The 25,970-nt window shown below is 34.2% G+C and carries 28 protein-coding genes and 1 riboswitch; of the genes, 5 read left to right on the top strand and 23 right to left on the bottom strand.

Features of this window, described 5'->3' with window-relative positions; translation table 11 throughout:
- Positions 1 to 194 precede the first annotated feature (194 nt).
- Both CW357_RS03035 and CW357_RS03030 read left to right on the top strand, forming a co-directional pair.
- Positions 195 to 770 (top strand): metallophosphoesterase family protein, encoded by a 576-nt coding sequence (locus CW357_RS03035; protein ID WP_119416447.1) that lies wholly within the window; start codon positions 195 to 197, stop codon positions 768 to 770.
- Positions 771 to 881: 111 nt separating this feature from the next.
- Positions 882 to 1,763, top strand: coding sequence for a LysR family transcriptional regulator (locus tag CW357_RS03030; RefSeq protein WP_119416446.1), 882 nt, complete (start codon positions 882 to 884; stop codon positions 1,761 to 1,763).
- 49 nt (positions 1,764 to 1,812) lie between these two features.
- Here CW357_RS03030 and CW357_RS03025 read toward each other — a convergent pair whose 3' ends face one another.
- From CW357_RS03025 to CW357_RS02975, 11 genes are all read right to left on the bottom strand, one after another.
- Positions 1,813 to 2,109 (bottom strand): hypothetical protein, encoded by a 297-nt coding sequence (locus tag CW357_RS03025; RefSeq protein WP_119416445.1) that lies wholly within the window; start codon positions 2,107 to 2,109, stop codon positions 1,813 to 1,815.
- A 228-nt stretch (positions 2,110 to 2,337) separates the two neighbouring features.
- A complete protein-coding gene (locus tag CW357_RS03020) occupies positions 2,338 to 2,922 on the bottom strand; it encodes an ECF transporter S component (RefSeq protein ID WP_119416444.1) in 585 nt (194 codons plus the stop codon).
- A 162-nt stretch (positions 2,923 to 3,084) separates the two neighbouring features.
- Positions 3,085 to 3,222, bottom strand: a riboswitch (FMN riboswitch).
- A gap of 189 nt (positions 3,223 to 3,411) precedes the next feature.
- Entirely contained in the window at positions 3,412 to 5,193 is a 1,782-nt protein-coding gene (locus CW357_RS03015) for an ATP-binding protein (RefSeq protein ID WP_119416443.1), read from the bottom strand.
- Positions 5,186 to 5,902 (bottom strand): response regulator transcription factor, encoded by a 717-nt coding sequence (locus CW357_RS03010; RefSeq protein WP_124217292.1) that lies wholly within the window; start codon positions 5,900 to 5,902, stop codon positions 5,186 to 5,188. The genes CW357_RS03015 and CW357_RS03010 overlap by 8 nt, the downstream gene beginning before the upstream one ends.
- 109 nt (positions 5,903 to 6,011) lie before the next feature.
- Complete coding sequence (ccsB, locus tag CW357_RS03005; protein WP_124217291.1) at positions 6,012 to 7,199, bottom strand: c-type cytochrome biogenesis protein CcsB; 1,188 nt, start codon at positions 7,197 to 7,199, stop codon at positions 6,012 to 6,014.
- Positions 7,196 to 8,872, bottom strand: a complete 1,677-nt coding sequence (locus CW357_RS03000) for a cytochrome c biogenesis protein ResB (RefSeq protein ID WP_119416440.1) — start codon at positions 8,870 to 8,872, stop codon at positions 7,196 to 7,198. The genes ccsB and CW357_RS03000 overlap by 4 nt, the downstream gene beginning before the upstream one ends.
- 17 nt (positions 8,873 to 8,889) lie before the next feature.
- Complete coding sequence (gene resA, locus CW357_RS02995; RefSeq protein ID WP_124217290.1) at positions 8,890 to 9,420, bottom strand: thiol-disulfide oxidoreductase ResA; 531 nt, start codon at positions 9,418 to 9,420, stop codon at positions 8,890 to 8,892.
- A 170-nt stretch (positions 9,421 to 9,590) separates the two neighbouring features.
- Positions 9,591 to 10,322: a pseudouridine synthase gene (locus CW357_RS02990; protein ID WP_119416438.1), complete on the bottom strand. Its 732-nt coding sequence runs from the start codon at positions 10,320 to 10,322 to the stop codon at positions 9,591 to 9,593.
- 228 nt (positions 10,323 to 10,550) lie between these two features.
- The gene (locus CW357_RS02985; protein WP_233548103.1) at positions 10,551 to 11,549 is read right to left on the bottom strand and encodes a D-alanyl-D-alanine carboxypeptidase family protein; all 999 of its coding nucleotides are present in this window, start codon (positions 11,547 to 11,549) and stop codon (positions 10,551 to 10,553) included.
- Positions 11,550 to 11,568: 19 nt separating this feature from the next.
- Positions 11,569 to 12,168 (bottom strand): SMC-Scp complex subunit ScpB, encoded by a 600-nt coding sequence (scpB, locus tag CW357_RS02980; RefSeq protein WP_119416437.1) that lies wholly within the window; start codon positions 12,166 to 12,168, stop codon positions 11,569 to 11,571.
- Entirely contained in the window at positions 12,134 to 12,919 is a 786-nt protein-coding gene (locus CW357_RS02975; protein ID WP_119416436.1) for a segregation/condensation protein A, read from the bottom strand. The genes scpB and CW357_RS02975 overlap by 35 nt, the downstream gene beginning before the upstream one ends.
- Positions 12,920 to 12,975: 56 nt before the next feature.
- Here CW357_RS02975 and CW357_RS02970 point away from each other — a divergent pair, with 56 nt between their 5' ends.
- On the top strand, positions 12,976 to 13,476 hold the full coding sequence (locus CW357_RS02970; protein WP_119416435.1) for a DUF309 domain-containing protein: 501 nt from the start codon (positions 12,976 to 12,978) through the stop codon (positions 13,474 to 13,476).
- Here CW357_RS02970 and CW357_RS02965 read toward each other — a convergent pair.
- The 6 genes from CW357_RS02965 to CW357_RS02940 all read right to left on the bottom strand — a co-directional run bounded on the left by CW357_RS02965 (position 13,473) and on the right by CW357_RS02940 (position 18,614).
- A complete protein-coding gene (locus CW357_RS02965; protein ID WP_119416434.1) occupies positions 13,473 to 13,844 on the bottom strand; it encodes a GNAT family N-acetyltransferase in 372 nt (123 codons plus the stop codon). The two genes, CW357_RS02970 and CW357_RS02965, sit on opposite strands and share 4 nt — an antisense overlap.
- A 193-nt stretch (positions 13,845 to 14,037) precedes the next feature.
- Positions 14,038 to 15,354 carry a diaminopimelate decarboxylase gene (gene lysA, locus CW357_RS02960; protein ID WP_119416433.1) on the bottom strand — a complete coding sequence of 439 codons (1,317 nt, stop codon included), beginning with the start codon at positions 15,352 to 15,354 and terminating at the stop codon, positions 14,038 to 14,040.
- 97 nt (positions 15,355 to 15,451) lie between these two features.
- The gene (locus tag CW357_RS02955) at positions 15,452 to 17,032 is read right to left on the bottom strand and encodes a spore germination protein (RefSeq protein ID WP_241155033.1); all 1,581 of its coding nucleotides are present in this window, start codon (positions 17,030 to 17,032) and stop codon (positions 15,452 to 15,454) included.
- Positions 17,025 to 17,816 carry a SigF/SigG family RNA polymerase sporulation sigma factor gene (locus CW357_RS02950; RefSeq protein WP_119416432.1) on the bottom strand — a complete coding sequence of 264 codons (792 nt, stop codon included), beginning with the start codon at positions 17,814 to 17,816 and terminating at the stop codon, positions 17,025 to 17,027. The genes CW357_RS02955 and CW357_RS02950 overlap by 8 nt, the downstream gene beginning before the upstream one ends.
- A 5-nt stretch (positions 17,817 to 17,821) precedes the next feature.
- The gene (gene spoIIAB, locus CW357_RS02945) at positions 17,822 to 18,268 is read right to left on the bottom strand and encodes an anti-sigma F factor (RefSeq protein WP_119416431.1); all 447 of its coding nucleotides are present in this window, start codon (positions 18,266 to 18,268) and stop codon (positions 17,822 to 17,824) included.
- Positions 18,261 to 18,614, bottom strand: coding sequence for an STAS domain-containing protein (locus tag CW357_RS02940; protein ID WP_119416430.1), 354 nt, complete (start codon positions 18,612 to 18,614; stop codon positions 18,261 to 18,263). Before CW357_RS02940 ends, spoIIAB begins: the two co-directional genes overlap by 8 nt.
- Positions 18,615 to 18,921: 307 nt before the next feature.
- Between CW357_RS02940 and CW357_RS02935 the strand changes: the two genes are divergently transcribed.
- Positions 18,922 to 19,464, top strand: coding sequence for a ribonuclease FAU-1 family protein (locus CW357_RS02935; protein ID WP_119416429.1), 543 nt, complete (start codon positions 18,922 to 18,924; stop codon positions 19,462 to 19,464).
- Positions 19,465 to 19,558: 94 nt separating this feature from the next.
- Here CW357_RS02935 and CW357_RS02930 read toward each other — a convergent pair whose 3' ends face one another.
- The 6 genes from CW357_RS02930 to CW357_RS02905 all read right to left on the bottom strand — a co-directional run bounded on the left by CW357_RS02930 (position 19,559) and on the right by CW357_RS02905 (position 24,958).
- Complete coding sequence (locus CW357_RS02930; protein WP_124217289.1) at positions 19,559 to 20,863, bottom strand: pyrimidine-nucleoside phosphorylase; 1,305 nt, start codon at positions 20,861 to 20,863, stop codon at positions 19,559 to 19,561.
- 17 nt (positions 20,864 to 20,880) lie between these two features.
- A complete protein-coding gene (deoB, locus tag CW357_RS02925) occupies positions 20,881 to 22,083 on the bottom strand; it encodes a phosphopentomutase (protein WP_119416427.1) in 1,203 nt (400 codons plus the stop codon).
- Positions 22,084 to 22,164: 81 nt separating this feature from the next.
- Positions 22,165 to 23,058, bottom strand: a complete 894-nt coding sequence (gene xerD / locus CW357_RS02920) for a site-specific tyrosine recombinase XerD (RefSeq protein ID WP_369973805.1) — start codon at positions 23,056 to 23,058, stop codon at positions 22,165 to 22,167.
- 203 nt (positions 23,059 to 23,261) lie between these two features.
- Positions 23,262 to 23,729 (bottom strand): ferric iron uptake transcriptional regulator, encoded by a 468-nt coding sequence (locus tag CW357_RS02915; protein WP_119416425.1) that lies wholly within the window; start codon positions 23,727 to 23,729, stop codon positions 23,262 to 23,264.
- Between the two features lie 119 nt (positions 23,730 to 23,848).
- Positions 23,849 to 24,358, bottom strand: coding sequence for a hypothetical protein (locus CW357_RS02910; protein WP_119416424.1), 510 nt, complete (start codon positions 24,356 to 24,358; stop codon positions 23,849 to 23,851).
- Between the two features lie 54 nt (positions 24,359 to 24,412).
- Positions 24,413 to 24,958 carry an NUDIX domain-containing protein gene (locus CW357_RS02905; protein ID WP_119416423.1) on the bottom strand — a complete coding sequence of 182 codons (546 nt, stop codon included), beginning with the start codon at positions 24,956 to 24,958 and terminating at the stop codon, positions 24,413 to 24,415.
- Between the two features lie 69 nt (positions 24,959 to 25,027).
- Between CW357_RS02905 and CW357_RS02900 the strand changes: the two genes are divergently transcribed.
- Positions 25,028 to 25,930, top strand: coding sequence for an aldo/keto reductase (locus CW357_RS02900; RefSeq protein ID WP_119416422.1), 903 nt, complete (start codon positions 25,028 to 25,030; stop codon positions 25,928 to 25,930).
- Positions 25,931 to 25,970: the final 40 nt, after the last annotated feature.

Here is a 25,970-nt window from a genome sequence, read left to right as displayed (position 1 = left end):
AGCATGATTCATATTTTTGTATAGTCTTTTTCTCCTGTTTTAATCGAAGCGTAATCGCTGTTACATATTTGTCATATATTTTTATATTATTTCTCCTTTCGACATATTATCACTTTTTCTCAAACAAAATATTTTCAGAAAGTCAAATCTTATGATAAACTTTTTCATATATTTTTGGAAAGGACTGTTAATAGATGCAATATGCTATACTTGGTGATCTTCATAGTAGCGTTGAGGATACAAAAGCTGTACTTGATGACATTCGTTTAAATGCAAAAAATGCTGAAATCATTGGGTTAGGTGATTTATACGAATGTCGAATAGGAAAGAAAAAGGCAAAAGCTCTTAATAGCATTCCTTTTGAAGAGGCAGCTGAATATTCGGATGAGTTTAAACAACTTTTACAATTCCCATCTGTAAGAGGCAATCAAGAAGAACGGATTATGAAAGTAACTGGTTTAGATTTATTTTTGACATTACCAGAATATATCAAAATAGAAGGAGCTGAAATCATTCACGGGCATCAATTTAAATGGTCATCTGATTGGAAGCCCTTTTTGGAACAAATAGATGCATCAATTGTATTCTTCGGTCATAGTCATGATGCTGCACTATATAGAAAAGGAACAAAAAAAGCTTTTCAATATGGACAACCTATTTATTTAAAGAATAAAAAGTACGGAGTCAACGTTGGTGCAGTCATTGAAAATAGAGAATGGTGTTTATATGATTCAGATGATCGAACTGTTACATTTATGAAAGCACAATAAAAAGACACTGTTGACTATTTCACAGTGTCTTTTTATTGACTTCATTGATATTGTTTTTTATGATTATTAGCAATATGATGAAAAAATGCATGATTGAAGGAGCGAAAATAAATGGAATGGCAACAGCTAGAATACTTCGAAGTACTAGCGAAGATTCAACATATGACGAAAGCTGCAGAGCAACTATCCATTTCTCAACCAGCACTTAGTCGCTCAATAGCCAGATTAGAAGATGAACTAGGCGTTCCTTTATTTGAACGACAAGGACGTTCAATTTCTTTAAACCGCTACGGAGAAATATTCTTAAAACGTGTGCATAATATAATGAGAGAGTACCGGGATGGACTACATGAAATTCAAGAACTTGTCGATCCAAATCGCGGTGAAGTTTCACTTGGTTTTTTACATACATTAGGTACAAATATCGTACCAGATTTAATCATGCATTTTAGAAAACTACATCAAGATATACATTTTAATTTAAAACAAAACCACACGCATTTGCAGCTTAAACAATTACAATCAGGTGAGCTTGATCTTTGTTTAATAGCAGATATGGAAGTTGAAAAACCAATTCAATGGAAAGAGCTTTGGCGTGAAGAGTTGTTTGCAATTGTGCCTATTGGACATCCTTTTGCTAGTCGTAGTTCAATAACTTTAAAAGAATTAACAAACGAAACATTTGTATTATTAAAAAAAGGATATGCATTAAGAATTCAATTAGATAGTATTTTTAAAAAAGCCCACTTTACACCAACGATTACATTTGAAGGTGATGAAGTAGCAACAGTAGCTGGCTTTGTAGCTGCTGGACTAGGTGTTTCCATTCTCCCGGATGGTGAAGAGATTAATACAAAAAGAATAGCTAAAATACACATAAGCGATTTAAAACTTGAACGTGTTATTGGTATGGCTTGGTCAGAAGGCCGATACTTATCTCCTGCCACAAAACAATTCCAACAATTCATATTAGATTATTATAAAAAGGATTAAAGAAAAACTCTTTCAAATTTATGAAAGAGTTTTTCTTTAATTTTACTAATTATTCAATGGTGATTGTAATCTGTTCTCGATCAAAATTAGACAACCATTCAATACAATCAAATTCATCAACATCAAAATCATTGGTAAACTTATCGCCACCGTATCCATCTTTTCCTTCAAAGAAAAAAATCTCTGCTAAGCCAGAAACTTCTTTTTCTACTTTAGGTAATTTCATATGGACCTTCACTTGTTTACCATCAAATTGCAATAACTTCTTGGCTAGCGGCTCATCATCTATATAAAGTAAATTGGGTCCTTTCATAATTTGAAGCTGTAAAATACCTTGTAAAATCATTTTATTGTATCCTCTCTTGAAACTTACTTTACGATATCTATGTTGTAACACAAAATAGTATAAAAATTATATATTTAAGAATTAGTATTTGCAAACTAAATCTAATAGTTTCTAAAACTTATAATTTGATTAATAGATTAAGAGCAATATCTATTGTTTTCCCGGGAAATAAAAAGATTACCTAAATAATTATTTAATCATCTAGGTAATCTTTAAAATTTATATTAATTATGAGTTAATAAAATGTTTTCGTTGTTTGGCAATCCAATTCTTGGAGCTTGAAAATAACAATAACATAATTGCCGTAACTATAGCTCCCTTAATAATATTAAAAGGTAAAACAAACGTAACGATTGATTTTGTTAGAGCTGCTCCTGTTTCAGTAGGTACGTTTAAGAAATAATTGTACATTGGCATAAACAAGAAATAGTTAAGAACACTCATTCCAACTGCCATCGTAATAGTTCCTAAAACTAAACCAGTCGTTAAACCTTTTGCAGATGTTAAACGTTTAAAAATAAAATACACTGGCATGATAAATAATATACCTGTAGTAAAGTTCGCTATTTGTCCTACCGGAACACCTGTTGGACTTCCAACATAAAACCAATTCAATACATTTTTAATAAATTCAACAACAATTCCCGCAACTGGCCCCATTGTAATAGCTGCCATAAGAGCTGGAACATCACTAAAATCTACTTCTAAATAACTTGGAAAAGCTGGAAGTGGGAAATTAAAAATCATTAATACAAATGAGATTGCACTTAACATCCCGATTGAGACCATCTTTTGTAACTTTGTGTTTTTCATCTTATTCTCTCCTTTTGTCGATTCACTTCAAAAAGAGGAGAGGTCCGGCTCATGATATGCAATAAAAAACCCTTAAGCGTATAAGCTTAAGGGAGAACTAGGCATAGTCAAATAAACGTCACTACTATACTATAAAATAGTATAGTTAATAGACGACCGTACCTTCACCTTCTCCCATCCAGACTATACTGTCGGCCTTGGATTCTCACCATGTCCTGCCTTTACGGCTCGCGGGCTCAAGAGTCATTGTTAGTCTCTAATACCGCCGATCGGGAATTTCACCCTGCCCCGAAGATGAATCATATTATTTTGATTACAATGTAACTATATAAAAAAAAGAAGATTTTGTAAAGCTTTTATTCTCTAATTTTCAAAAATAAATAATTCCCACAGGAATAATATGATTTTTGTTTTTCATATTCGAAAAAGGCGAATAATTGCAACCCGAATTACTCGCCTTTTCATCTAAACACTATATTCTAATACGTATTAATTTATTTCAAGGGGTAAGAAGAAAATAAAGCTCGTTCCAACATCAACTTCACTTTCGACTGTAATACGTCCTTTATGGGCTTCAACTATATTTTTGGCAATTGCTAGCCCTAATCCCGTACCACCTTTGCCCCTAGTTCTTGCTTTATCCGCTTTATAAAAGCGTTCAAATACATAATCTAAATCTTCTTTAGGTATACCAGCACCATTATCCTTCACTTGGATACGAGCATAGGAAACTTGTTGGTCAACAATTACTTCTACGGTACCATTTTCTTGCGTATGACGTATTGCATTATCGATTAAGTTTGTTAAGACTTGTTCAATTCGATCTTCGTCTAAAGAAATTTGAATGTTGTCATCAAAAGTAGAAGAATATTTCAACTCTATTTTCTTTTCTTTAGCTGCCTGTACAAATTTTTGTGTTATTCTTTCAAATACAGGCGTAATAGGTACTATATCTTTGTATAAAGTTATATTACCCGATTCCATTCGAGCTAAATCTAATAAATCAGTAACCAATCTTCCCATTCGTTGTGATTCATCATAAATGATTTTAATCATTTCATTACGTTCTTCTTCACTTGAAACGACATCATCTATGATTGCTTCACTATATCCTTGTAACATAGCGATTGGTGTCCTCAATTCATGTGATACATTTGCGATAAAGTCTGAACGCAACTTATCTAAGCGATGTTCTTCCGTTTTATCACGTAATACCGCAACTGCTCCTCGGACCGAATCTCCACTATACAGTGGACTGATTGAAATCATAAAATACGTTCCATCTAATTCTAACTCTTCCTGAAGTTCTTCTTCCATATCTATAACATGGTCTAACATATGATATATCTCTTCTGGTATTGGACGTTCACTGTCAGATCCTTTATTGAAGAACCATTTTTGCAATAACAATTCTGCAGGGGGGTTGCTCAAAATCACAGAGCGATCACTATTAAAAGTTATAACTGCATCAGTCATTGATGTTAAAATACTAGATAATTGTTCTTTTTCTTGACTAATGACTTCCATATGATGTTTTAACTGACGTCCCATTTGGTTAAAGGCAGTTCCTAATTGGCCTATTTCATCGTTTTGTAATACAGGAACTTTTTTATCAAAATTACCTTTAGCTAGTTCAAAAGCAGCTTCACGCATTTTACGAAGAGGGGATGTTATACGTGTAGATAGGAAAAATGCAAAGAAAGTAGTTAAAACAAATGCAATCGTCGCAGATAGAAAGACGATTTTAGTTGTTTCCTTTGAAGTCCTATGAATTGCGTCAGGACTTTGATAGATATACACTACTCCATGATTCATCTTTTCCACGTTTAAAGGAAAAGCCATTACGATATAGGATTCAACATGATCCTTCTCAGTTGAAGATGGTAACATCATTTCTTTGACTACAGGATCATCTGAGACAAAAACTTTCTCAAAGGCCTTTTCACTTATGATATTGTTTTTAATCTTTTCTTGGTTTAACCCTTCTTGCAATGAATATGCAACTTTTCCAGGTGCATCCGCAATGACTGCGTTTGTTTCATCACTTAGAATATCATTAATAATAGACTTTGTTGCTGCGGTCGTTTCATGATCATCAACTACTCTAGCTATAGTTGTAGCTTCTTGACGAAGTAACGCTTCTGATTGTTGTGTATGGTATTTAGATAAGAACTCTAACATTAATACTGTAAAAACAAATAGCACAAATGAAACGAGAAGCAAAATGGTTACCCATAGCTTCCCGACAACACTGTTCGATATTCTAATCATTGACTACCTCAAATTTATAGCCAACGCCCCATACAGTTACAATCATTTTTGCTGCGTTTTCGGATACACGATTTAGTTTCTCACGTAAACGCTTAACATGAGTATCTACCGTACGTAAATCTCCAAAGAAATCATAATGCCATACTTCTTTCAAAAGTTGCTCACGATCAAATACTTTATCTGGTGCTTTCGCTAAGAAATACAATAATTCATATTCTTTAGGTGTTAAATTAACTTCTACCCCATCCGCAGAAACACGATGCGCATCATGATCAATTGTTAAATGAGGAAAAACCACTAAATCTTTTGAAGATGAAGCAACATTAATTGGGGAGAACGCAGCAGAACGGCGTAAAATTGCTTTAACGCGTAATACTACTTCTCTTGGGCTGAATGGTTTTACAATATAATCATCTGCCCCGATTTCAAAACCTTGCACTCTATTAGATTCTTCTCCTTTTGCAGTAAGTAAGATAATAGGTGTAGTCTTTTTATCACGTACTTCTTGGCAAACTTCTAAACCGTCCTTTTCAGGCATCATAATATCTAATAAGATACAATGATAATCATTTGTTAAAGCTTTTTCAACAGCTTCTTCGCCATTTTCCGCTTCATCAACTTCATAACCTTCACGTTCTAAATACATTTTCAATAAACGACGAATACGATCTTCATCGTCTACTACTAAAATTGAAATTTGTTCAGTCACAGTAATGCCTCCCAATTCTCTTTAATCCTATTGTACAATCATACTTATTAATTGAAAAGAAAAGCCTTTCCCTCATAGTTGGAAAAGGCTTTTAATAATTCAAAATAAGTTAACCTGCATATGAGTGTAAACCAGCAATGATTAAGTTAACAGCAACAAGGTTAAACATAATAATGACAAATCCTATTACTGCAAGCCAAGCAGATTTTTCACCTTGCCATCCTTTGGATAATCGTAAGTGAAGAAAAGCTGCATAGAACAACCAAGTAATTAATGCCCATACTTCTTTTGGATCCCAACCCCAGAATCTTGACCAAGCTTCTTGTGCCCAAATCATAGCAAAAATCAATGCTCCTAATGTAAATACTGGGAAACCAATTAAAACAGAACGGTAACCTATTTCATCTAATAATTGTAAATTTGCGCGATTAGCAAGCGGTTGTATAAATCTAGAAATAGATTTTCGTAATAATAGTCGAAGTAAAGCATATAAAATTGTACCTACTAGAACAGACCATACAACAGTAGTAAGTTTCTTCGCATTAACAATAGCTGGCATTTCAGCTAAAGGTTCCATCTTACCAGATGATTTTAGTTCATATTGGTGCATACCGAATAGTGCTGGTGTATTATAAGTGATTTCTTGTTGTGCACCATTTTTATCAACATAAGTGAAATCAGCCTCATATCCCATAATTCTAAATGTGGATGTTACAATTACGAAACCAATTACTAATACAGCTGCGTACATTACAACTTCTAACCAAATACTACTTTTAGTACGTTTTGATGTATCAATATTTTTTAGTAAATAGATTATTCCGGCAACAGCACTGATGGCTAAAATAGATTCACCAATTGCTGCTGTTATTACATGGATATATAACCAATAACTTTTTAATGCAGGGATTAATGGTGTTACTTCACGTGGGAACATACTTGCATAAGCAATGATTAATATTGCGATTGGCAATGCAAATAGCCCTAATGATGGTAATCTATAAATAAAGTAAATTAAAATAAATGCACCTACTACAAACATACCAAAAGCAGTAGTAAATTCAAACATATTACTAACTGGTGCATGTCCAGCATAAATCCAACGAGTTATAAAATATCCAAGATTAGCGATAAAACCTATAATAGTAATTGTAATCGCAATTTTGCCCCATTTTTTGTTGGATTTTGAAGCATCCTGTTTTGTACCTTTAATCGCGCCACCAAAGAATAATGTAGCGACTAAATATGCGATAAATGCGATAAATAATAAAGTACCACTTAAACCAATTAAACTCATAAGGTGTTGTCACCTTCCTTTTCCTTTTCTTGCTTTTTCTTAAGATCATCATCATCTTGCTGATCTACCCAGTTAGGTAGGTGTGCAAATTCAGTTACTGTATCTAAATCTTTTTTCATACTAAACCAGTTTTTGTTTGTATGCGCAGCCATCATTAAACGACCATCCACAGTTTTTTGTAACCATAAACGACGATGACTCCAATAAGAGCCCATAACGACACCTATCATAAAGATTATACCACCAAGTGCCAGAATAGGAAGAGTCTTGTCTTTTCTGATAGTTAGTCCTGATACATTTCTTGTTTCAATGTTAGCAAACTGCATCTTATACTTTGTTTCACCTAGAGGTTCTAATGTTTGTTTAATGGCAACAAAACTTGTTTCACCTTTTGGTGTTTCAGGTGTGTACATTTTAAATATAAATGCAGGATTATTTGGAACTGGAGATTCTGATTGAGGTTCTCCATCTTCAAATCCAGAGAATGTTGGATAGTATCCTTTTAATTCAACTTTTGTTTGTTTATCAAGATTATAAACTTTTTTAGGATCTGCTAAATTGATATTGACTTCACCTAATGATTTACCTGTTTTTTTATTTACCAAGTTAAAATTCATCGCTTTTAGTTCGTTCAAGCGGAAATCCATTTGATAAAGAGCAAACCCATCATACTTTAACGGTTCGTTTACTTTAATCGCATGGTGTAATACCTGTTTTAAATCAGTTGTGTCCCCTGCGACAGCATTATCTTTTGCTTTATACAAAACTACATCAGTTTGGTAGTTTTTAGCGACAGAGTTTACGGCAGCTTTGGATTGGTTAAACTCTTCTTTTTGTTCATCTTTTTTGTATGTTTCGAAAGTGAACTTATTACTATGTAGGTAATAACCTTCCATACCAGGAATAGACGCTGTTTCACCTTCTCGAATCCATAAATCTTCATCTACATAAAAACCTGGCATTAATCGTAACATAACACCAAATAAAAATATGATTAAGCCTAAATGATTGACATATGGACCTGAACGAGCAAAGCGACCTTTTTCAGCTAAAAGTACACCATCTTCTCTACGAACATTGTATTTTAGCTCTTTCATTTTCTTTTCAGTTAAATCTAATGTTTTATCAGCTTCAGCTGACGTCATTTCTCTTTCACCAAAAATACGTTGGCGTTTCATAAAGCTTTCATGTCGTCTTACACGTTGGTTTTTCAACGATTTATAAAGTGGAATCCCACGGTCTAAACTAGCCACGATAATTGATATCGCTAACATTCCTATTAAAGTTTGGAACCACCATGAGCTATAAATATCTGTTAGTCCTAAATTATAATAGATTTTCCCAAACGTACCATAGTTGTCGACATAAGCTTGTTTTATATCTTCACCCTCAGTTACATTAACGTAAATTACTTGGGGTAAAAACGTACCAATTGCTGCAGCAATCAATGTAATAACAATGATTGACACTCCAACTTTAACACTTGAAAAGAAGTTCCAAATCTTATCGATAATTGACTTATTATACGTTTTAGAACGAATGGCCCTTCCTTCGTATTTCATGTCGACTATTTTTTGCTTTTTATCTTCGTCAGTTAGAGGTCGTCCACATTTTTCACATAGATGCGTTCCTTCGGGATTAACATGGCCACATTCACAAGTTATACTTTTCATCCTTAAGAACTCCTTATCTAGGGTTTAATACTCTTTAGGTATTTTTCAATATCTGTTTCCGTCATTTCCCCTGTAATAATTTTCACAATCTTACCATCTTTATCGATCAATACAGTTGTTGGTAATATATCTACATTATATGCACGCATTACACTTTTGGTTTTATCAATTGCAATTGGAAACTCTACACCTAATTTATCAGCATAGCTTGAAACTTCTAAATTAGATTGTGCGATATTAATACCTAAGATTTGAACACCTTGATTTTTAAATTGCTTGTACTGATTGTTGATAGCAGGCATTTCTTTTTTACATGGCTTACACCAAGTTCCCCAAAAGTTTAATAGAACGCCTTGTCCTTTATAATCAGACAGTTTATGTGTTTCTCCATTTAAATCTACTAATGAGAAATCTGGGGCATTATCACCAATTTTCAACAATTGTACATCATCTTTATGGGCGGTATTATACACTGTATAAGCAATAGCAGCTACGAGAACAGCTAAAATGACAATACGTGTATATAATCTTTTTTGTTTTTTCTCCATTGTCGTAGTAAGCCTCCTTAAAAACGACAGAAACAATCCATTCTATTATAACAAAATATCACTTCAATGCTTTATAAGATATGGATGGTTTGTGAACCTTTTGTAACATATAGTAAAAGTTTTCACCTTCAACTTATTTGTTACTAAATGTAAAATCCACTAAAATTCTTTTAGCCAATCTTACCTGTTTCAGAGAGAACGCGAAGTTGTTTTACTTCATGAGCAGTTAGTTCACGAGATTCTCCAGCATTTAACCCATGTAAGCCTAAAAAGGCAAATTGTTCGCGTTTCAACTTTAAGACAGGACAGCCAATTGCCTCGAACATACGACGAACTTGTCTATTACGTCCTTCGTGAATAGTGATGGCAATAATAGATTTTCCTTGTTCTCGATCAGACGAAAGTACTTTTACTTTAGCCGGTGCTGTTTTACCATCTTCTAACATGATACCGCGCTCTAATTTTTTCAAATCTTCTCTTCTTGGTAATCCTTTTATTTTTGCAACATACGTTTTATCTATGTTGTAGCGTGGATGTGTTAATAAGTTTGAAAAATCTCCATCGTTTGTTAATAACAAAACACCTGAAGTTTCGTAATCTAATCGTCCAACAGGGAAAATTCTTTCTTCGACATGTGGAAATAGGTCAACAACTGTCTTCCGACCTCTATCATCTGAAACTGCTGAAATTACTCCTCTAGGTTTATATAGTAAAAAATAAACCTTCTTTTCTTTCTCAATTTTTATACCATTGACTTCAATTGAATCTGAAGCAGTAACTTTTGTACCAAGTTCTCGAATAACTTGACCATTAACTTTTACTTTACCTTCTATGATTAACTCTTCTGCTTTTCTTCTCGATGCAATACCAGCATGAGCAATTACTTTCTGTAGTCTTTCCATTTGGTCACCTCATTAAACTTAAGCTTATAGCCTTCAAAAATTATTGCATACTTTTTCTAATAATAAAAGTATAAGTAACTACAGCTTACTTTTTAAATTAAATTTTAAATTCTTCTTTAGATTGTATTTAATTCTATAGCGAGAATTGCTTTCGTTAATTTTTTAATCAAGCTCGCGAAATTCACCCTAACATTTTATGAGCAAAAAAAGACTGCATTTTGCAGTCTTTTATTTCCATATCATTTGTACCGGTTCCTCAATGATTGGCTTTCCGTCAAGATAAAATGTCCATATACCAATATCTCCATGTGCGATTCTTGGCATTTTAAGAATGGATTTCACTTTCTTTTGTTCATCTTTTGAAATCAGCGCATATACTGGGTGATTCAACTCGACTTGCAAATCGTCTCTCACTTGATATAACCCTTTTTTAGCTAATAACGTTTTATCATATTTTTGGAAAATATTTTCGGCAAAACCTGCATGTACTTGCCAATCATTTGACTCGTTTAGAGTAACAACAATAATACGCTTACCATCTTTTTCAAAGTAGGTAGCTAGTGTACGTCCAGCTACTTTTGTATAGCCCGTTTTACCAGCCTTTGCATATTCGTTATAATGAAGCAGTTTATGCTTGTTTTTCCAAACTGTCGGATTTTTCAAGTCGTTTTTATAATATTTTGTAGTAGCTATTTTTCGAAAATCTTTATTCTGCATCCCGATTCTTAGCATTTGAGCAGTATCATATGCAGAAGACAAATGATTGTCATTATGAAGGCCTGATGGATTTTCAAATCGAGTATTTGATAAACCATATATAACAGCGTAGTCATTCATTAATTTGACAAATCCCTCTTCAGACCCTCCTACTTCTTCCGCAATAGCGGTAGCTGCATCGTTACCTGAACGCAAAAGTAAACCATTTAATAAAGTCTTTAATGTTGTAGTTTCACCTTCAACTAGATAAATGGATGATCCTTCACTTAATGTAGCTTTTTTTGATATTGTCGTTTCTTTATCTAGCTTAGATTCTTTAACCGCTACAAATGCAGTCCACATTTTGGTAAGACTAGCAATCGGTAATTTTTCGTGTTCGTTCATACCAACCAATAATCTTCCGGTATCTGCATCGATTACTGCAAAAGAACTTGAAGCAGCTTCTGCTGTTTTTCCAAATGGCATTAAAGCAATTACACAACATAATATAACAACAATCCAACGACGCAAAATGTCACTCCTTTAGCGATCAGTCTGTTTGTGGTTCTTGAAAAGCTTCTTGGAATTTAGACATAAACAAATCTGGTTGCTCATCTATTTCGCTTGCACTTTCATCAGGAAGCTCTGGTAATTCGTTAATATTCTTCATCCCAAAATAATTCAAGAATTCTTTTGTTGTACCATATAATATGGCACGTCCAGTACCTTCAGCTCGCCCAACTTCATGTACTAAACCTCGTGCACTTAAAGTATGTAACGCTCTTTCACTTTTTACACCTCTTAAATCATCAATTTCAACTCTAGTAATTGGTTGTTTATAAGCAACAATCGCCAAAACTTCAAGTGCCGCCTGCGATAATGATTGACTCGGAGGATTTTCTACCAATTTTTGGATTGTGTCTGCATGTTCTGGTTTTGATATCAGCCGAAAAGTTCCTGCCAATTCTTTAATGGCAATACCTCGTTCTGATTGTTCTTCATAATTTTGTATCATTTGATGAATTGCTTCTGCAATTAGCTCTTCTTTTGCATCAGTCAACATTGAAAGCTGTTGAATGGTTAACCCATCTTCTCCTATTACGAAAAGAAGGCTCTCAATTTTGCTCATCAATCGATTCAAGTTGTTCATCTGTTATTTCTTCCTTCCGTAAAATCACCGTTAAGTTCGCGAAATTATTTTCTTGTTCAACAGCTACCACCTGTCGTTTCATCAATTCTAATAACGATATAAATGTAATAACAAGAGTTCCCTTATCTTCGTATGGAAATAAATCAAAGAAATCTGCACGTCCATGTGCAGCCTTGAGAACTCCAACTACAGCTCGCATTTGATTTTTGATTGAAATATCTTGCTTTGTTACCTTTGTCGTTAGCGGTGCTTTTAACCTTTTACGATTTAACATTTTTTGAAATGCCGCTACCATATCATAGACATTTACAGAAGTATCGAACAAAACTAATTGTTCATCCGGTAAATAAGCAGATAAATCTGCAGGAGGTCTTGTAAAATATTTAGTACGGGTTGCTTCCATCTCTTTTAAATTTACTGCTGCTTCTTTAAATTTTCTATATTCTATTAATCTTGCTACAAGTTCTTCACGAGGGTCAGGTTCGTCTATTTCAAATTCTTCATCTTCGAGTTCCCCTTCATGAATAGGCAGTAACATTTTACTTTTTATCGCTAGTAATGTAGCCGCCATTACTAAATATTCACTCGCTTCATTCAGCTCCAAAACTTGCATCGCTTGAATATGTTCCATATACTGAGCAGTAAGTTCTGCCATAGGAATATCATATATATCAATTTCCAAACGATGGATTAAATGTAATAATAAATCGAGAGGACCTTCAAAAGCCTCTAGTTTAACTTCATATGACATAATTTACCACCTGACAATTTATCTTCAAAATTTAGTATAGAGGAAAGGTGAGCAAAATGCATCCAATGCATCACCCTTTATTTGTCCAATTTCTTACGTATTTCAATGGCAATCAAGATTATTTTGAATGTCATGAAGTATTAGAGGAATATTGGAAAGTAGTCGCACCAAGAGACAAAAAGCATCCACTTACAGGATGGATTCAACTAGCTACAGGTCTTTATCACTGGCGAAGAGATAATTTTAAAGGAGCACATACCATTTTAAAAAAAGCTGAACGAACATTAAGTGCTTCTGTTTATAATCCGTTTTTAGAAGAGATTAATACACAAGATTTGTTACAAAAAATCCATCTCACTCAAGAACATGTATCGAATCATGAATTATTTAGTTGCTGGTACATTGAGATAACCTCTCAATCTTTAAAAGAAAAAGTTGAGCACTCTATATCTCTATTACCACCGAGTGATAACTATTTCATTCAAAATAAACATATGCTTAGAGATCGTTCTAATATTCTTTTAACTAGGGATGAAAAAAGAAGAAGCAGACATTAATACTTATTGTCTGCTCCTTCTAACATCGTTAGACATTTTTGGATAAATGGTTCTGTTAAAGAATCTGGTGCTATCGAACAGCATAAATCCATCTCTGAAAGTTGTCGAATCATTTCTACTCCAAGTCCTTCTCCTCGATGAGAAGGGTCCACTGATATATGTCTAACAATCCATTCACTATCTTTTATCTCCACACCAACAAGACCAATATAATCTTCTGCTTGTTTCCATAAAAACAGTTGCCAGTTCGGATCAGAATTATATATACAAATTGTCTCTTGTAACTTCTTTACATCTTTATGTTCTGGCATAAAAGACAAGAGTCCCATTGCAATTTTTTCGTATGCTTTCTTATAACGACATAACATATATTAGATCCCTCTTTTTTTGCCTTTAAGTATCCTTGAATATCCTACACGAAAAGCAAAAAATGCGCAAATATTTTTCCACTATTTAGAAACTGAATCTGGTGCTATAAAAATCCAATAAATAACACCCCATATAATAGCCATAATAAGCAAGGATATTAAAAGAATAATATTACTTTTTTTCACGTTTAGCTTACCTCCTTCCTATTGCTAACGGAAGGTCTAACTTCACAAGATCCTCATAACTTTCGCGTTCTACTACTAACTGATGTTCTCCATTTTCAACAAAAACAACAGCTGGTCTAGGTAATCTATTATAATTACTTGCCATGGAATAGCCATAAGCTCCTGTACAAAATGTTGCAAGAATATCGTTTGGTTCGGCCTTTGGTAGATTAATGTTCTCAATTAGTTTATCACCGGATTCGCACAGTTTACCAGCAATCGTATATGTAGCAGTTGCAGATTGTGACATTTTGTTGGCAATTACTGCATCATACTTCGCATCATATAGAGCAGGTCTGATATTATCAGACATTCCTCCATCAACAGCTAAGTAATTACGCGTATTTGGTACTACTTTTTGAGAGCCGATAGTATATAGGGTTGTGCCTGCATCACCGACTAGTGATCTTCCAGGTTCTATCCAAATCTCCGGCATTAAAATATTTAATCTATCTGCTTCTTGTTTCACTGTTTGAATCATATCATCAACATAAATAGCTGGTTCTAACGGAGCGTCTTCGTTTGTATATCGAATTCCAAAACCACCGCCTAAATTTAATACATTTGCATGGAATTGATATTCTTCCTGCCATTCGCCCATTTTATCTGTCAATTTTTTTGCAGCAAGACGAAATGCAGCTGTATCAAAGATTTGCGAACCAATATGACAATGCATTCCTTGTAATTCTAGGAAGGGATCATTATATAATGCTTTAAAAGCTTCATCAGCTTGACCATTATTTAAATCAAAGCCAAATTTTGAATCAGATTGACCTGTTGTAATAAAGTCATGGGTATGAGCTTCTACACCCGGTGTTACCCGAATTAAGACATGCATCTTCTGCTTTCTTTCACTAGATAATTGTTTTAATAATTCAATTTCATAAAAATTATCAATAACAATACATCCAATATTAGATTTAAATGCAAACTCTAATTCTTGAGGACTTTTATTATTCCCATGGAAATGAATCTTTTCGCTTGGGAATCCTGCTTTTAAAGCAGTATATAACTCACCGCCAGAGACAACATCAACCGATAATCCTTCTTGTGCTGCTACTTGATAGATTGCCATACTCGAGAATGCTTTACTTGCATAAGCAACTTGAGCTTTTACAGAAGCATTTTTGAAAGTATCTATAAAACCTCGTGCTCTTTTTCTAAATAGAGCAATATCATAAACATATAGAGGTGTTCCATATGCTTTTACTAATTCTATTGTATCGACTCCACCGATAGATAAATGGTCATTTTCTGTAATAGATTGAGTACCGTATAAATACATCTAATCGCTCCTATCGTGTTTCCTTACAATTTCAAGAATACACCGAATTTTCTATATCTTGAACTTTAACACGATAGAAGAATAGATGCAATGCCTCTTAGTTTCGTTTTCGATCCTTAGCTCCAAGGATAAATGGCCTTGGTGAATCATTAGTCATTGGATAACGAATCACCACATGGGCAAACGCAGCTGGGAAGAAAGGAATTAACGGCCATAGATATGGTACCTTCATCGGTTTTAAGGAAGCCATATAAAACACCGTTAACAAAATCCCAATAAAGAAGCCGTTTACTCCAAATGCTGCCGTTAATAGCAGTAATAATATCCTAAAAATCTTAATCGTTACACTTAATTCATACGAAGGAATTGCAAAAGTAAAAATTGCTGATACAGCTGTGTAAAGTACAACCTCTGCAGAAAACAAACCTACGTCAATCGCAATCTGACCTATAATGATACCTGCTATTAATCCCATAGCTGTTGATAATGGGGTTGGTGTATGAATAGCTGCAAGCCTTAAAAATTCTATACCAATATCTGCCGCCAATATTTGAACGAGGAGTGGTACTGAGGATTTCTTATTTATACCAATAAAATCCATAAAAGATGGTATATATTCAGGATGTTTAACAATCAAGAACCATAGTGGTAATAAAAAGAAGCTTAAGAATGCGCCAAAAAATCGCAAAAAACGAATGATTGTTCCAATAGCAGGTGCCTGTCTATACTCTTCTGCATGCTGTAAATGGTGGAACACTGTAACCGGGACTAATATGACTGATGGAGATGTATCAACTACTATTGCGATATGTCCTTCTAGTATATGCGCTGCTACAATATCTGGTCTTTCACTATACCGCACAAATGGTAATGGATGAAAACCTTGCTTAATCAACCATTCTTCTAGTGATTTATCTGCCATTGTTAATCCATCATGTTTTATATCCTTTAAACGCTCTCTGATAAATTCCAAATGTTCATTATTGACAAGATTTTTCAAATAAACAAGTGATACATCCATTTGACTTCTTGTTGATACTTGATGTAGCTCAAAGCGTAAAGATGTATCACGAATTCTTCTACGAATTAAGCCCGTATTTTGAACAATATTTTCAGTAAAACCATCTCTTGAACCACGAATTACTTTTTCATTATCAGGTTCTTCTGGATTTCTTCCAGGATAGCTTCTTAAATCTGCTGTAAAAGCAATACCAGATGGTGTAATAAAAGCAACTTGTCCACTCATAATAGCAGTTAGTAATTTATCTTTAGATGTTTGTACTTCCCATGCAAAGAATGGAAATGAAACAAAAAAATACTCAGCTTCTGCTTGGATTTGTTCTTCATTTGGCGAGCTATTCTCTTTTTCACTATCTTCCTCTTCTTTATGATCCTCATCTTGCTCTTTTTCACCAGAATTTGTTTTGGCTTTACCTGATTGAAATTTATTTCTTTTATATTCTTCAGTCGGCTGTATATTTGTCAATAATTGAGTGTAATTTTGACTATCGATTAAACCGTTTATATTAATCGTAAATACATCCATATTATGAATATGAATATGCTTCATATTGACATCGAAGCTTTCACTTTTCCCAAATTGGGAAATCATGAAAGCTTCTGCTTCTTGACTATTTTTGAAAATTGTTTGTATTTCTTTGTTGTTATTACTACTCATGTTCTGCCGCCTTTACCAATTGTTCGTACTGCTGATCGGTTAACCAAATTTTAAGTTGTGCTAATATTCTCTTTTCTAAACGTGAAACTTGAACTTGTGAGATACCAAGCCTTTCAGCAATGTCACTTTGAGTACAATCAAGATAATAGCGTAAATAAATGACAGATTGCTCACGCTTTCCTAGTCTTTCCAACATATCTTTTAACGGAATATGCTCAAATGGTTTTTCGGATCTTTCGTCTTTCATTTGATCCATTAAACTGATTGGATCGCCATCACTTTCAAAAATTTGCTCATGAAGTGATGCAGGATCACGCAGAGCATCACTAGCCATCGTAATATCATCAATTGACACTTCCAAGATTGTCGCCAATTCCTGTAAAGTAGGTGGTCTTTCATGTTCTTTTAGAAAATCATCTGAAGCATGACGAATTTTATAGTTTAGTTCACGAATAGAACGACTAACTTTGACCATACCATCATCACGAAGAAATCGTTGAATCTCTCCAATAATCATCGGTACAGCATAGGTTGAAAATTTTACAGGATAAGATAAATCGAATTTATCTACAGATTTCATCAGCCCAATACATCCAATTTGAAAAAGATCTTCTAAATCGGCACCCCTTGAAGTAAAACGTTGAACAATAGACCAAACAAGTCTGGTATTTCCCTCTACCATTTCTTTTCTGGCTGCTTCATCCCCTGCCTGCGCTAATTTTATAAGTTCTCTCATTCTTTCCTGTGTTAGAAGTTCTTTTGACGCTTGCGGGTTTGATGTCATTGTTCTCACCTTACATATAGCGGCTCTTCTACTGGTTGAAATTGCTTCTTAAAGGTGACAGCCGTTCCTTTCCCAAGTTCTGATTGCACAGTCAATTGATCTGTGAAGCTTTCCATTATTGTAAAGCCCATACCTGACCTTTCTAACATTGGTTTTGTCGTATATAGTGGTTCCATTGCTTTTGTTACATTTTCAATTCCGATGCCTTGATCTAAGATTGAAATTGTTATTTCTCTCCCATTGCGAGATGCCTGAACAGTTACAATTCCATTTGGATCTTCATCATATCCATGAATAATTGCATTCGTAACTGCCTCAGAAACAACAGTTTTAATCTCTGATAATTCTTCAATTGTAGGGTCTAATATAGATAGAAAACTTGTAATTGCAATTCTAGCAAGTGCCTCATTATCACTAATCGCTCTAAAAGATAACGTCATTTCATTATCCATGTAGAATACCTCCTAAACTTTGGATGGCTTCTTGTTCTGTATCATGCCAAATATATTTTCCTAATCCTGAAAATTGGAAAATTTTCTCCATTGTAGAAGAAGGTTTAATGATTAAAGTACGACCATTGTGTACTTGTAGGTCTCTCATTCTTCCCAAGATTAGTCCTACACCTGCACTATCCATAAACTGTAGCCCCTCTAAATTCCAAATAATATCTTGTACATAGCCACTGTAAATAGCTTGCGAAATATCTTCCCGGATATGACGAGCTGCATGATGATCTAGCTCTCCTCCTAATCTAATAATCGCAATTTTTTCTGAAGTAATTTCAATATGGTGCTGCATTTACATACCTCCTTTTCAAAACCTATTCTACGCAAGAATAGAAGAATCCTATGCCCTGACAATTTAACAATCAAAACGCTAAAGATAGAAAAAATACGACAGCTACCATCCGTTAGTATGGATTTAAATAATGACTTTTAATCATGGGAAACATTTGAAATAAAAATATTTCTTTCGTTTTCGACAAGATTATAAAGAAAGAATCTTTACTCGACTAACGGAAGAAAATATTTCTTCAGCCATTATTAATAGAAATGCCATTATTTAAAGGTATAATTAGTAAAATAAAGGATTATTAGGAGGTTTTATGTTAAAGAGAAAATACGGAGATCGTTTAGATTGGAAACGAATTTTACAAAGGAGATTTGCTCAATCATTTTTTGACACACAAGAATTTAAAGGTTACATAACATTGCTACATACAATTACTGTATCTAGTCCTCTATTCAAAGTTTATGGCAAAAAGGATATATGCATTGTTGATAATGGCTATATGTGGCTTCAACAATTTCCGTCAGACAAAAATCATTCTGTCACTACAATGTTTGATGCTAAAGGAAATGTGGTTCAATGGTATATAGACATATGCCTTTGTAATGGAATAGACAACGGGAGACCTTGGATGGATGACTTATTTTTAGATATTATTTTATTGCCATCGGGGGAAATAATTGAAAAAGATGCTAATGAACTTGAAGAGGCCTTATCAACTGGAGTGATAGATCAGCAACTTTATGACTTAGCCTGGAGCGAAATGAAAACTCTTAAAAGTTTAATCAGTGCGGGAGAATTTGAATTAGTAAAATTATCTAGTAAACATAAAGATGCATTAACTGAATTTCTTTTATAACTTTGAAATAAGTATCTATAAAACGAAAAAACCACATTGATTTAAAAAATAATCAATGTGGTTCTGCTTTTATATTGTCTATTAAAAAATTTTTCTACTCTGTAATAATATCTTCGATTAGTTTAGGTGCTGTGATTGCTTCAGAAGATAATTTAATGTTTGCGTAGATTTTTTCTTTAACTTCTTCAACATCTTCACGATTCGCATAAATGGTTACTAGAGATTCTCCAGCTTTTACTTGGTCTCCCACCTTTTTGCGTAATACTAATCCAACGGCTAAATCTATTTCAGATTCTTTCGTTGCGCGACCTGCGCCTAATAACATTGCAGCAGTACCGATTTCATCTGCAACAATATGACTGACAAAGCCTGATTCTTTAGCAGGTACTTCAATCATATATTGGGCTTGAGGTAGCAATGAAGGATCGTCTACTACCGCAGGGTTTCCACCTTGACCTTTGATGAACTTTTTGAAAACGTCAAGAGCTGCACCATTAGCAATTACTTCTTCAAGTTGTTTACGAGCTTCTTCGATTGTTTGTGCATGACCACCAAGAACGACCATTTGTGAACCTAATGTTAAGCAAAGCTCTGTTAAATCTTCAGGTCCTTTGCCGCATAAAGTATCAATTGCTTCTTTCATTTCTAAAGCATTCCCAATAGCGTATCCTAGTGGTTGGTTCATGTCAGAGATAATTGCCATTGTATTACGTCCAACGTTCTTACCGATTTGAACCATTGCATGAGCTAACTTTTTAGAATCTTCAACGGTTTTCATAAACGCTCCGTCACCAGTTTTAACATCTAGAACGATTGCATCAGCACCTGCTGCAATTTTTTTACTCATAATAGAACTTGCAATTAGTGGGATACTTGGGACAGTTCCTGTAACATCACGTAGAGCATATAATTTTTTATCCGCAGGTGTTAAGTTACCAGATTGTCCAATTACAGCTAACTTGATGTCATTCACTTGTTGCATGAATTGTTCTGTCGTAAGCTCTACATGGAAGCCTTCAATCGATTCCAATTTATCGATTGTACCACCTGTATGACCTAAACCACGTCCACTCATTTTTGCAACGGGTACACCTACTGCTGCAACTAAAGGTCCTAATACAAGTGTAGTCGTATCACCAACACCACCAGTAGAGTGTTTATCTACTTTTATACCATCTATACCAGATAGGTCAATTTGATCTCCTGATTCAACCATAGCCATTGTTAAATCCGCACGTTCTTTATCTGTCATGTCTTGGAAGTAGATGGCCATTGCTAAACTACTTGCTTGATAATCAGGAATTTCTCCTTTTGTATAACCTTCTATGAAGAAGCGGATTTCTTCGGTAGTCAGTTCAAAACCATCTCGTTTTTTTTCAATAATATCTACCATTCTCATGATAAATCCCCCCTAACTTATTTTAAAGTTTGCAAAAAACTTTCACCGTATTCTGGTAATTTTACATTGAAGTTATCTGCAACAGTCGCACCTAAAGATGCAAATGTACTCATTTTTGGTAATACATTGCCTTCTTTAAAGCGTGGAGAATATGCGATTAATGGAACAAATTCACGTGTGTGATCTGTACCAGGGAAAGTTGGGTCATTACCATGGTCAGCAGTGATCAAAAGTAAATCATCTTCTCCCATTAGCTCTAATGCTTCAGGAAGACGGCGATCAAATTCTTCAAGCGCTTCTCCGTATCCGATTGGATTTCGGCGGTGACCATATTTTGCATCAAAATCAACAAGATTCAAGAATGATAAACCATGGAAGTCTTTTTTCATCACATTCACTAATTGATCCATACCATCCGAATTGTCTTTCGTACGAATAGCCTCAGTTACTCCTTCACCGTTGTATATATCAGAGATTTTACCTAATGCGATTACATCTAGGCCTGCATCTTTCATTTCATTCATAACAGTACGTCCAAATGGTTTTAAAGCATAGTCATGACGATTTGAAGTACGAGTAAAGTTTCCAGGTGTTCCTACGAAAGGACGAGCAATTACACGACCCACTAAATATTCAGGTTTTAAAGTTATTTCACGAGCAATTTCACAAATTCTATACAATTCGTCTAATGGTACAACATCTTCATGAGCTGCGATTTGAAGAACAGGGTCAGCAGATGTATAAACAATAATAGCACCTGTTTCCATATGTTCTTTACCGAAATCTTCGATAACTTGCGTACCAGAAGCAGGTTTATTACATAAAACTTTACGTCCAGTGCGTTCTTCTAATTCATCGATCAATGATTGTGGGAAACCTTCTGGGTAGACTTTAAATGGTTTATTAATATTGAGACCCATTATTTCCCAGTGTCCAGTCATTGTATCTTTACCAACTGAAGCTTCTTGCATATAACCATAATAAGCTGCAGGTTTTTCTACAGATTTCATCCCTTCAAGATCTTTAAGGCCAAGTAAACCACGAATATTTGTATAACCTAAGCGTTCCATATTCGGCATTGTTAGCCCTTTCATTTCATGTGCGATATGTCCAAGTGTATCAGCACCTACATCATTAAATTTTGCAGCATCTGGTGCTTCACCTATTCCAACAGAATCCATAACGATTAAGTGAATACGTTTAAAAGGTTTTGTGTTCATCAATTTATCCTCCTCATTTATACATTCATTCTATCAAATTCTTCAAAAAAATAAAGGTCAGACATCTGACTAATGTAAAAACTATGCTCTAGGATGGAATTGTTTATAAACTTCAGATAATCTAGTTTTACTAATATGTGTATAAATTTGAGTTGTTGCAATATCAGCATGCCCTAACATTTCTTGAACAGCTCTTAAATCTGCACCATTTTCGATTAAATGCGTAGCAAAAGAGTGTCTTAAAATATGTGGTGTTAGTTCTTTTTCTATACCAGCCTTTTCCGCATAGCCCTTCAATAATTTCCAACATCCTTGTCTAGTTAGCCTTTTTCCTCTTTGGTTTATAAATAATGCTTCTGTTCGTAATTTAGGATTCTCCAATTGAAAACGTGCAGTATTTAGATATTTTGTACATGCGTCAATTGCAGTACCGCCTAGAGGAATAATTCTCTCCTTACCACCTTTTCCGAAGACACGTACAAAACCCATTGTTAAATGAATATCTTCTAAATTTAAAGCAATGCATTCACTTACACGCATACCTGTTGCGTAAAGTAATTCTAACATTGCACGATCACGAACACCTTGTGGTTTGGCTACATTTGTAGCTGCAATTAGTCTATCTATTTCTTCAATTGATAATACTCTTGGTAATTTTTGTTCAATTTTCGGCATATCAATATGAATCGTTGGATCGTTACTACATCTTTTTTCTCGAAGCAAAAATTGATGGAAAGAGCGAATTGCTGAAATATGCCTTGAAACTGTACGAGCAGATATTCCTTTATTGCGCAACGTTTGTAAATGCTGCAATATATGATAACGCTCAACATCATCAAATGTTTCAAGTTGTTGGATGTCGAATATATTCTGTGTATAGTCTCTAATATCTCTCTCATAAGATTGCAATGTATTTGTAGATAGTTGACGTTCAACCCGTAAAAAATGTATGTAATCTGCAATCATATCTTGTATTTCTTGTTTCACAGCTTTCATTCCTCCATTAAGCCAAAAACAACCAAGCTTTAGATTTTATTGATGACTTTTCTGTACATCAAATCAGTTTTCTATTCTCCCCACTTAAACTTTTCATAAATCATTGAAATAGTAAAGTGAAAATAAAAAAGGACAGCACCTCCGCCATCCTTTACTTACTTGCTATTAACTTTTCCGTATGTTTACTCTTTGTTTTTGTCTTCTGCAGCGTGCTTTTCATTGCAACGCCAACAAATACCATGAAATGTTAAACGGTGATCTTTGATTTGGAAATTCCATCGTTTTTCGACAACCGCTTCCACATCTTCAAGTAAATCTTCCTGAATTTCATCAACAGCGCCGCATTCGATACATACGAGGTGATGATGAAAGTGAGCTGCTCCCTCTTGTCGTAAATCATAACGAGATACTCCATCACCAAAATTTATTTTGTCGACAATTTTTAGTTCTGTTAGTAACTCTAATGTACGATATACAGTCGCTAGACCGATTTCTGGTGCTTTTTCTTTCACTAAAAGATAAACATCTTCAGCACTTAAATGATCTTCCTCATTTTCTAAAAGTACTCTAACCGTCGCTTCTCGTTGCGGCGTCAGTTTATAGCTAGCACCATGTAATTGTTTTTTTATTCGATCAATTCGGCTCTCCATACGACGCCCCCCTAAACTTCTACCATTATACCAAAGATGTATTTCTCATTACAAGATTAAGCGACCAAATTCTTATAATGACTATTTATTGATAATCATTATCATCTAATAATCAAATTTTAAAACATAAAATGTATTATGACTAATTCTATGAGTAAAATTATCATGGTCATAACACTTATTACGATAATTCTCTTCCAATGTATACCCTTTTTTCGACTATTATAAAATGGTTTTGGAACAAGTACAATTGAAAACAATAATAATAAACAAGTATACAAAAATTGTACTGGAAACCACCAAAGAGCATAATTCCAAAATGCATTTTGGGTAGCTATTAAATACGCTGAACAGAAGCCAAAGAAGGCACTTTTACATACCACAACTAATCTAGTAGCATGTCTAAACCATTGATGCGTAGCAAGTAGCACTAAAAATACATACGGAGTAAATGCCGGCCAAAGTGATTGCCAAATTGCTGGCTTACCTTCCAACAATAATCGTGGATCCATGATAGATATTAACCATTCATTTTGAGATGGAGTTGATAATTTAAATGCGATAATACCACCGATAAATCCAATTGAGATAATTAGGAAAAAATAAGTTATTTGCGAGGAACGATTCAATAGGTCACCTACTTTCTAATAGTACAACCTATGCTCATCATTCTTAAAAATACCTTATTTTAATAGATTATTTTTTGCCCACATAATTGCTAGGATTGTTTTAGCATCGAAAATTCTTTCTTCTTCCACTAATCTTTCAGCTTCTTCAATTGAAACTTCCATAATTTCTACAAATTCATCTTCATCTAAACTCGCAGGTTGTGCTATTTTAAATAAATCTCGTGCAACAAATAAATGAATAACTTCATCAGAAAATCCTGGTGATGTCGCAAATGAGTAAATCTTTTCTAAATGCGAAGCACCATAACCAGTCTCTTCTTCCAATTCTCTTGTTGCGGTGAATGCTGGCTTTTCGCCTGGTTCTAGTTTGCCTGCTGGAATTTCAATAATGCTACGTTCGAGTGGTTTACGAAATTGTTCTACCATTACAATTTTCCCTTCGCTCGTTATTGGAATAATTGCAACAGCTCCAGGATGTTTCACTAATTCTCTTGTAGATTTTTTTCCATTTGGCAAAGTTACTTCATCTACTTGTACTTTAATGACACGTCCTTCAAAAATTTTCTCTGTAGAAATCGTTGTTTCTTCAAATTTATTCATATTTTTATCCACCTTTATTGTTCTTTTTCTATAAATCATTGTACCATTATTAAAAAGGAGGAATATGATTTGAAAACTCGTCAATTAGGTTCTAGCGATTTACATATTTCCGAAATAAGTTTAGGGTGCATGTCCCTACCAACAAACTTACAAGATGCTTCCTATATTATCGATGAAGCACTTGATTTTGGTATCAATTATTTTGATACAGCTGATCTATATAATCACGGTTTGAATGAAGAAATTGTTGGACAACTTATTAAAGAAAAGAGAAAAGATATTGTTTTAGCAACAAAGGTTGGGAATGTGTGGGATAAGCAAGGCAATTCATGGCATTGGGATGCATCAAAGGCTCATATAAAGACTGGGATTAAAGATAGTTTACATCGCTTACAAACTGATTATATCGATGTATACCAACTGCATGGTGGGACTATTGATGATCATTGGGACGAAGTAATAGAAGCTTTTGAAGAACTAAAACAAGAAGGATTGATTCGAGAATATGGCATTTCTTCTATTAGGCCAAATGTCTTGAAACGTTTTTTACCTGCAAGTAATGCTATCTCAGTTATGATGCAATATAGTTTACTTGATAGAAGACCCGAAGAATGGCTTGATTTTATCCAAGAAAATGGTGCATCCATTGTTACTAGAGGCTCAATCGCAAAAGGATTGTTAACAAATGAGTGGCAAAAACGGCTAATAAATACGGATGGGTATCTATCTTATTCTAAAGATGAGCTTCAAAATACTTTAACTAAACTCTCTCAAGCTACACCTTTAATACTTGCAGCTTCACTTAAAACAATTTTAAACCACACTGCAATTGCTTCTGCAGTCGTTGGTGCAAGTACAAAGGAACAACTATCTTCTACAATTCATGCGTATGAAGCTATGGAATCTATTGATAATATTGAAGAAATAATCAGCTTAACAAAACCTGATTTCTACACTTCTCATCGAGACTAAAAAATGAAAATGCGTTAGCGAGAATTATTCTCCTAACGCA

The organism is Rummeliibacillus sp. TYF005 (genome assembly GCF_003844195.1).
In the GTDB taxonomy this organism is placed as follows: Bacteria; Bacillota; Bacilli; order Bacillales_A; family Planococcaceae; genus Rummeliibacillus.
The sequence above is the reverse complement of the archived record's forward strand: the minus strand, read 5'-3'. Positions and strand labels throughout refer to the sequence as shown.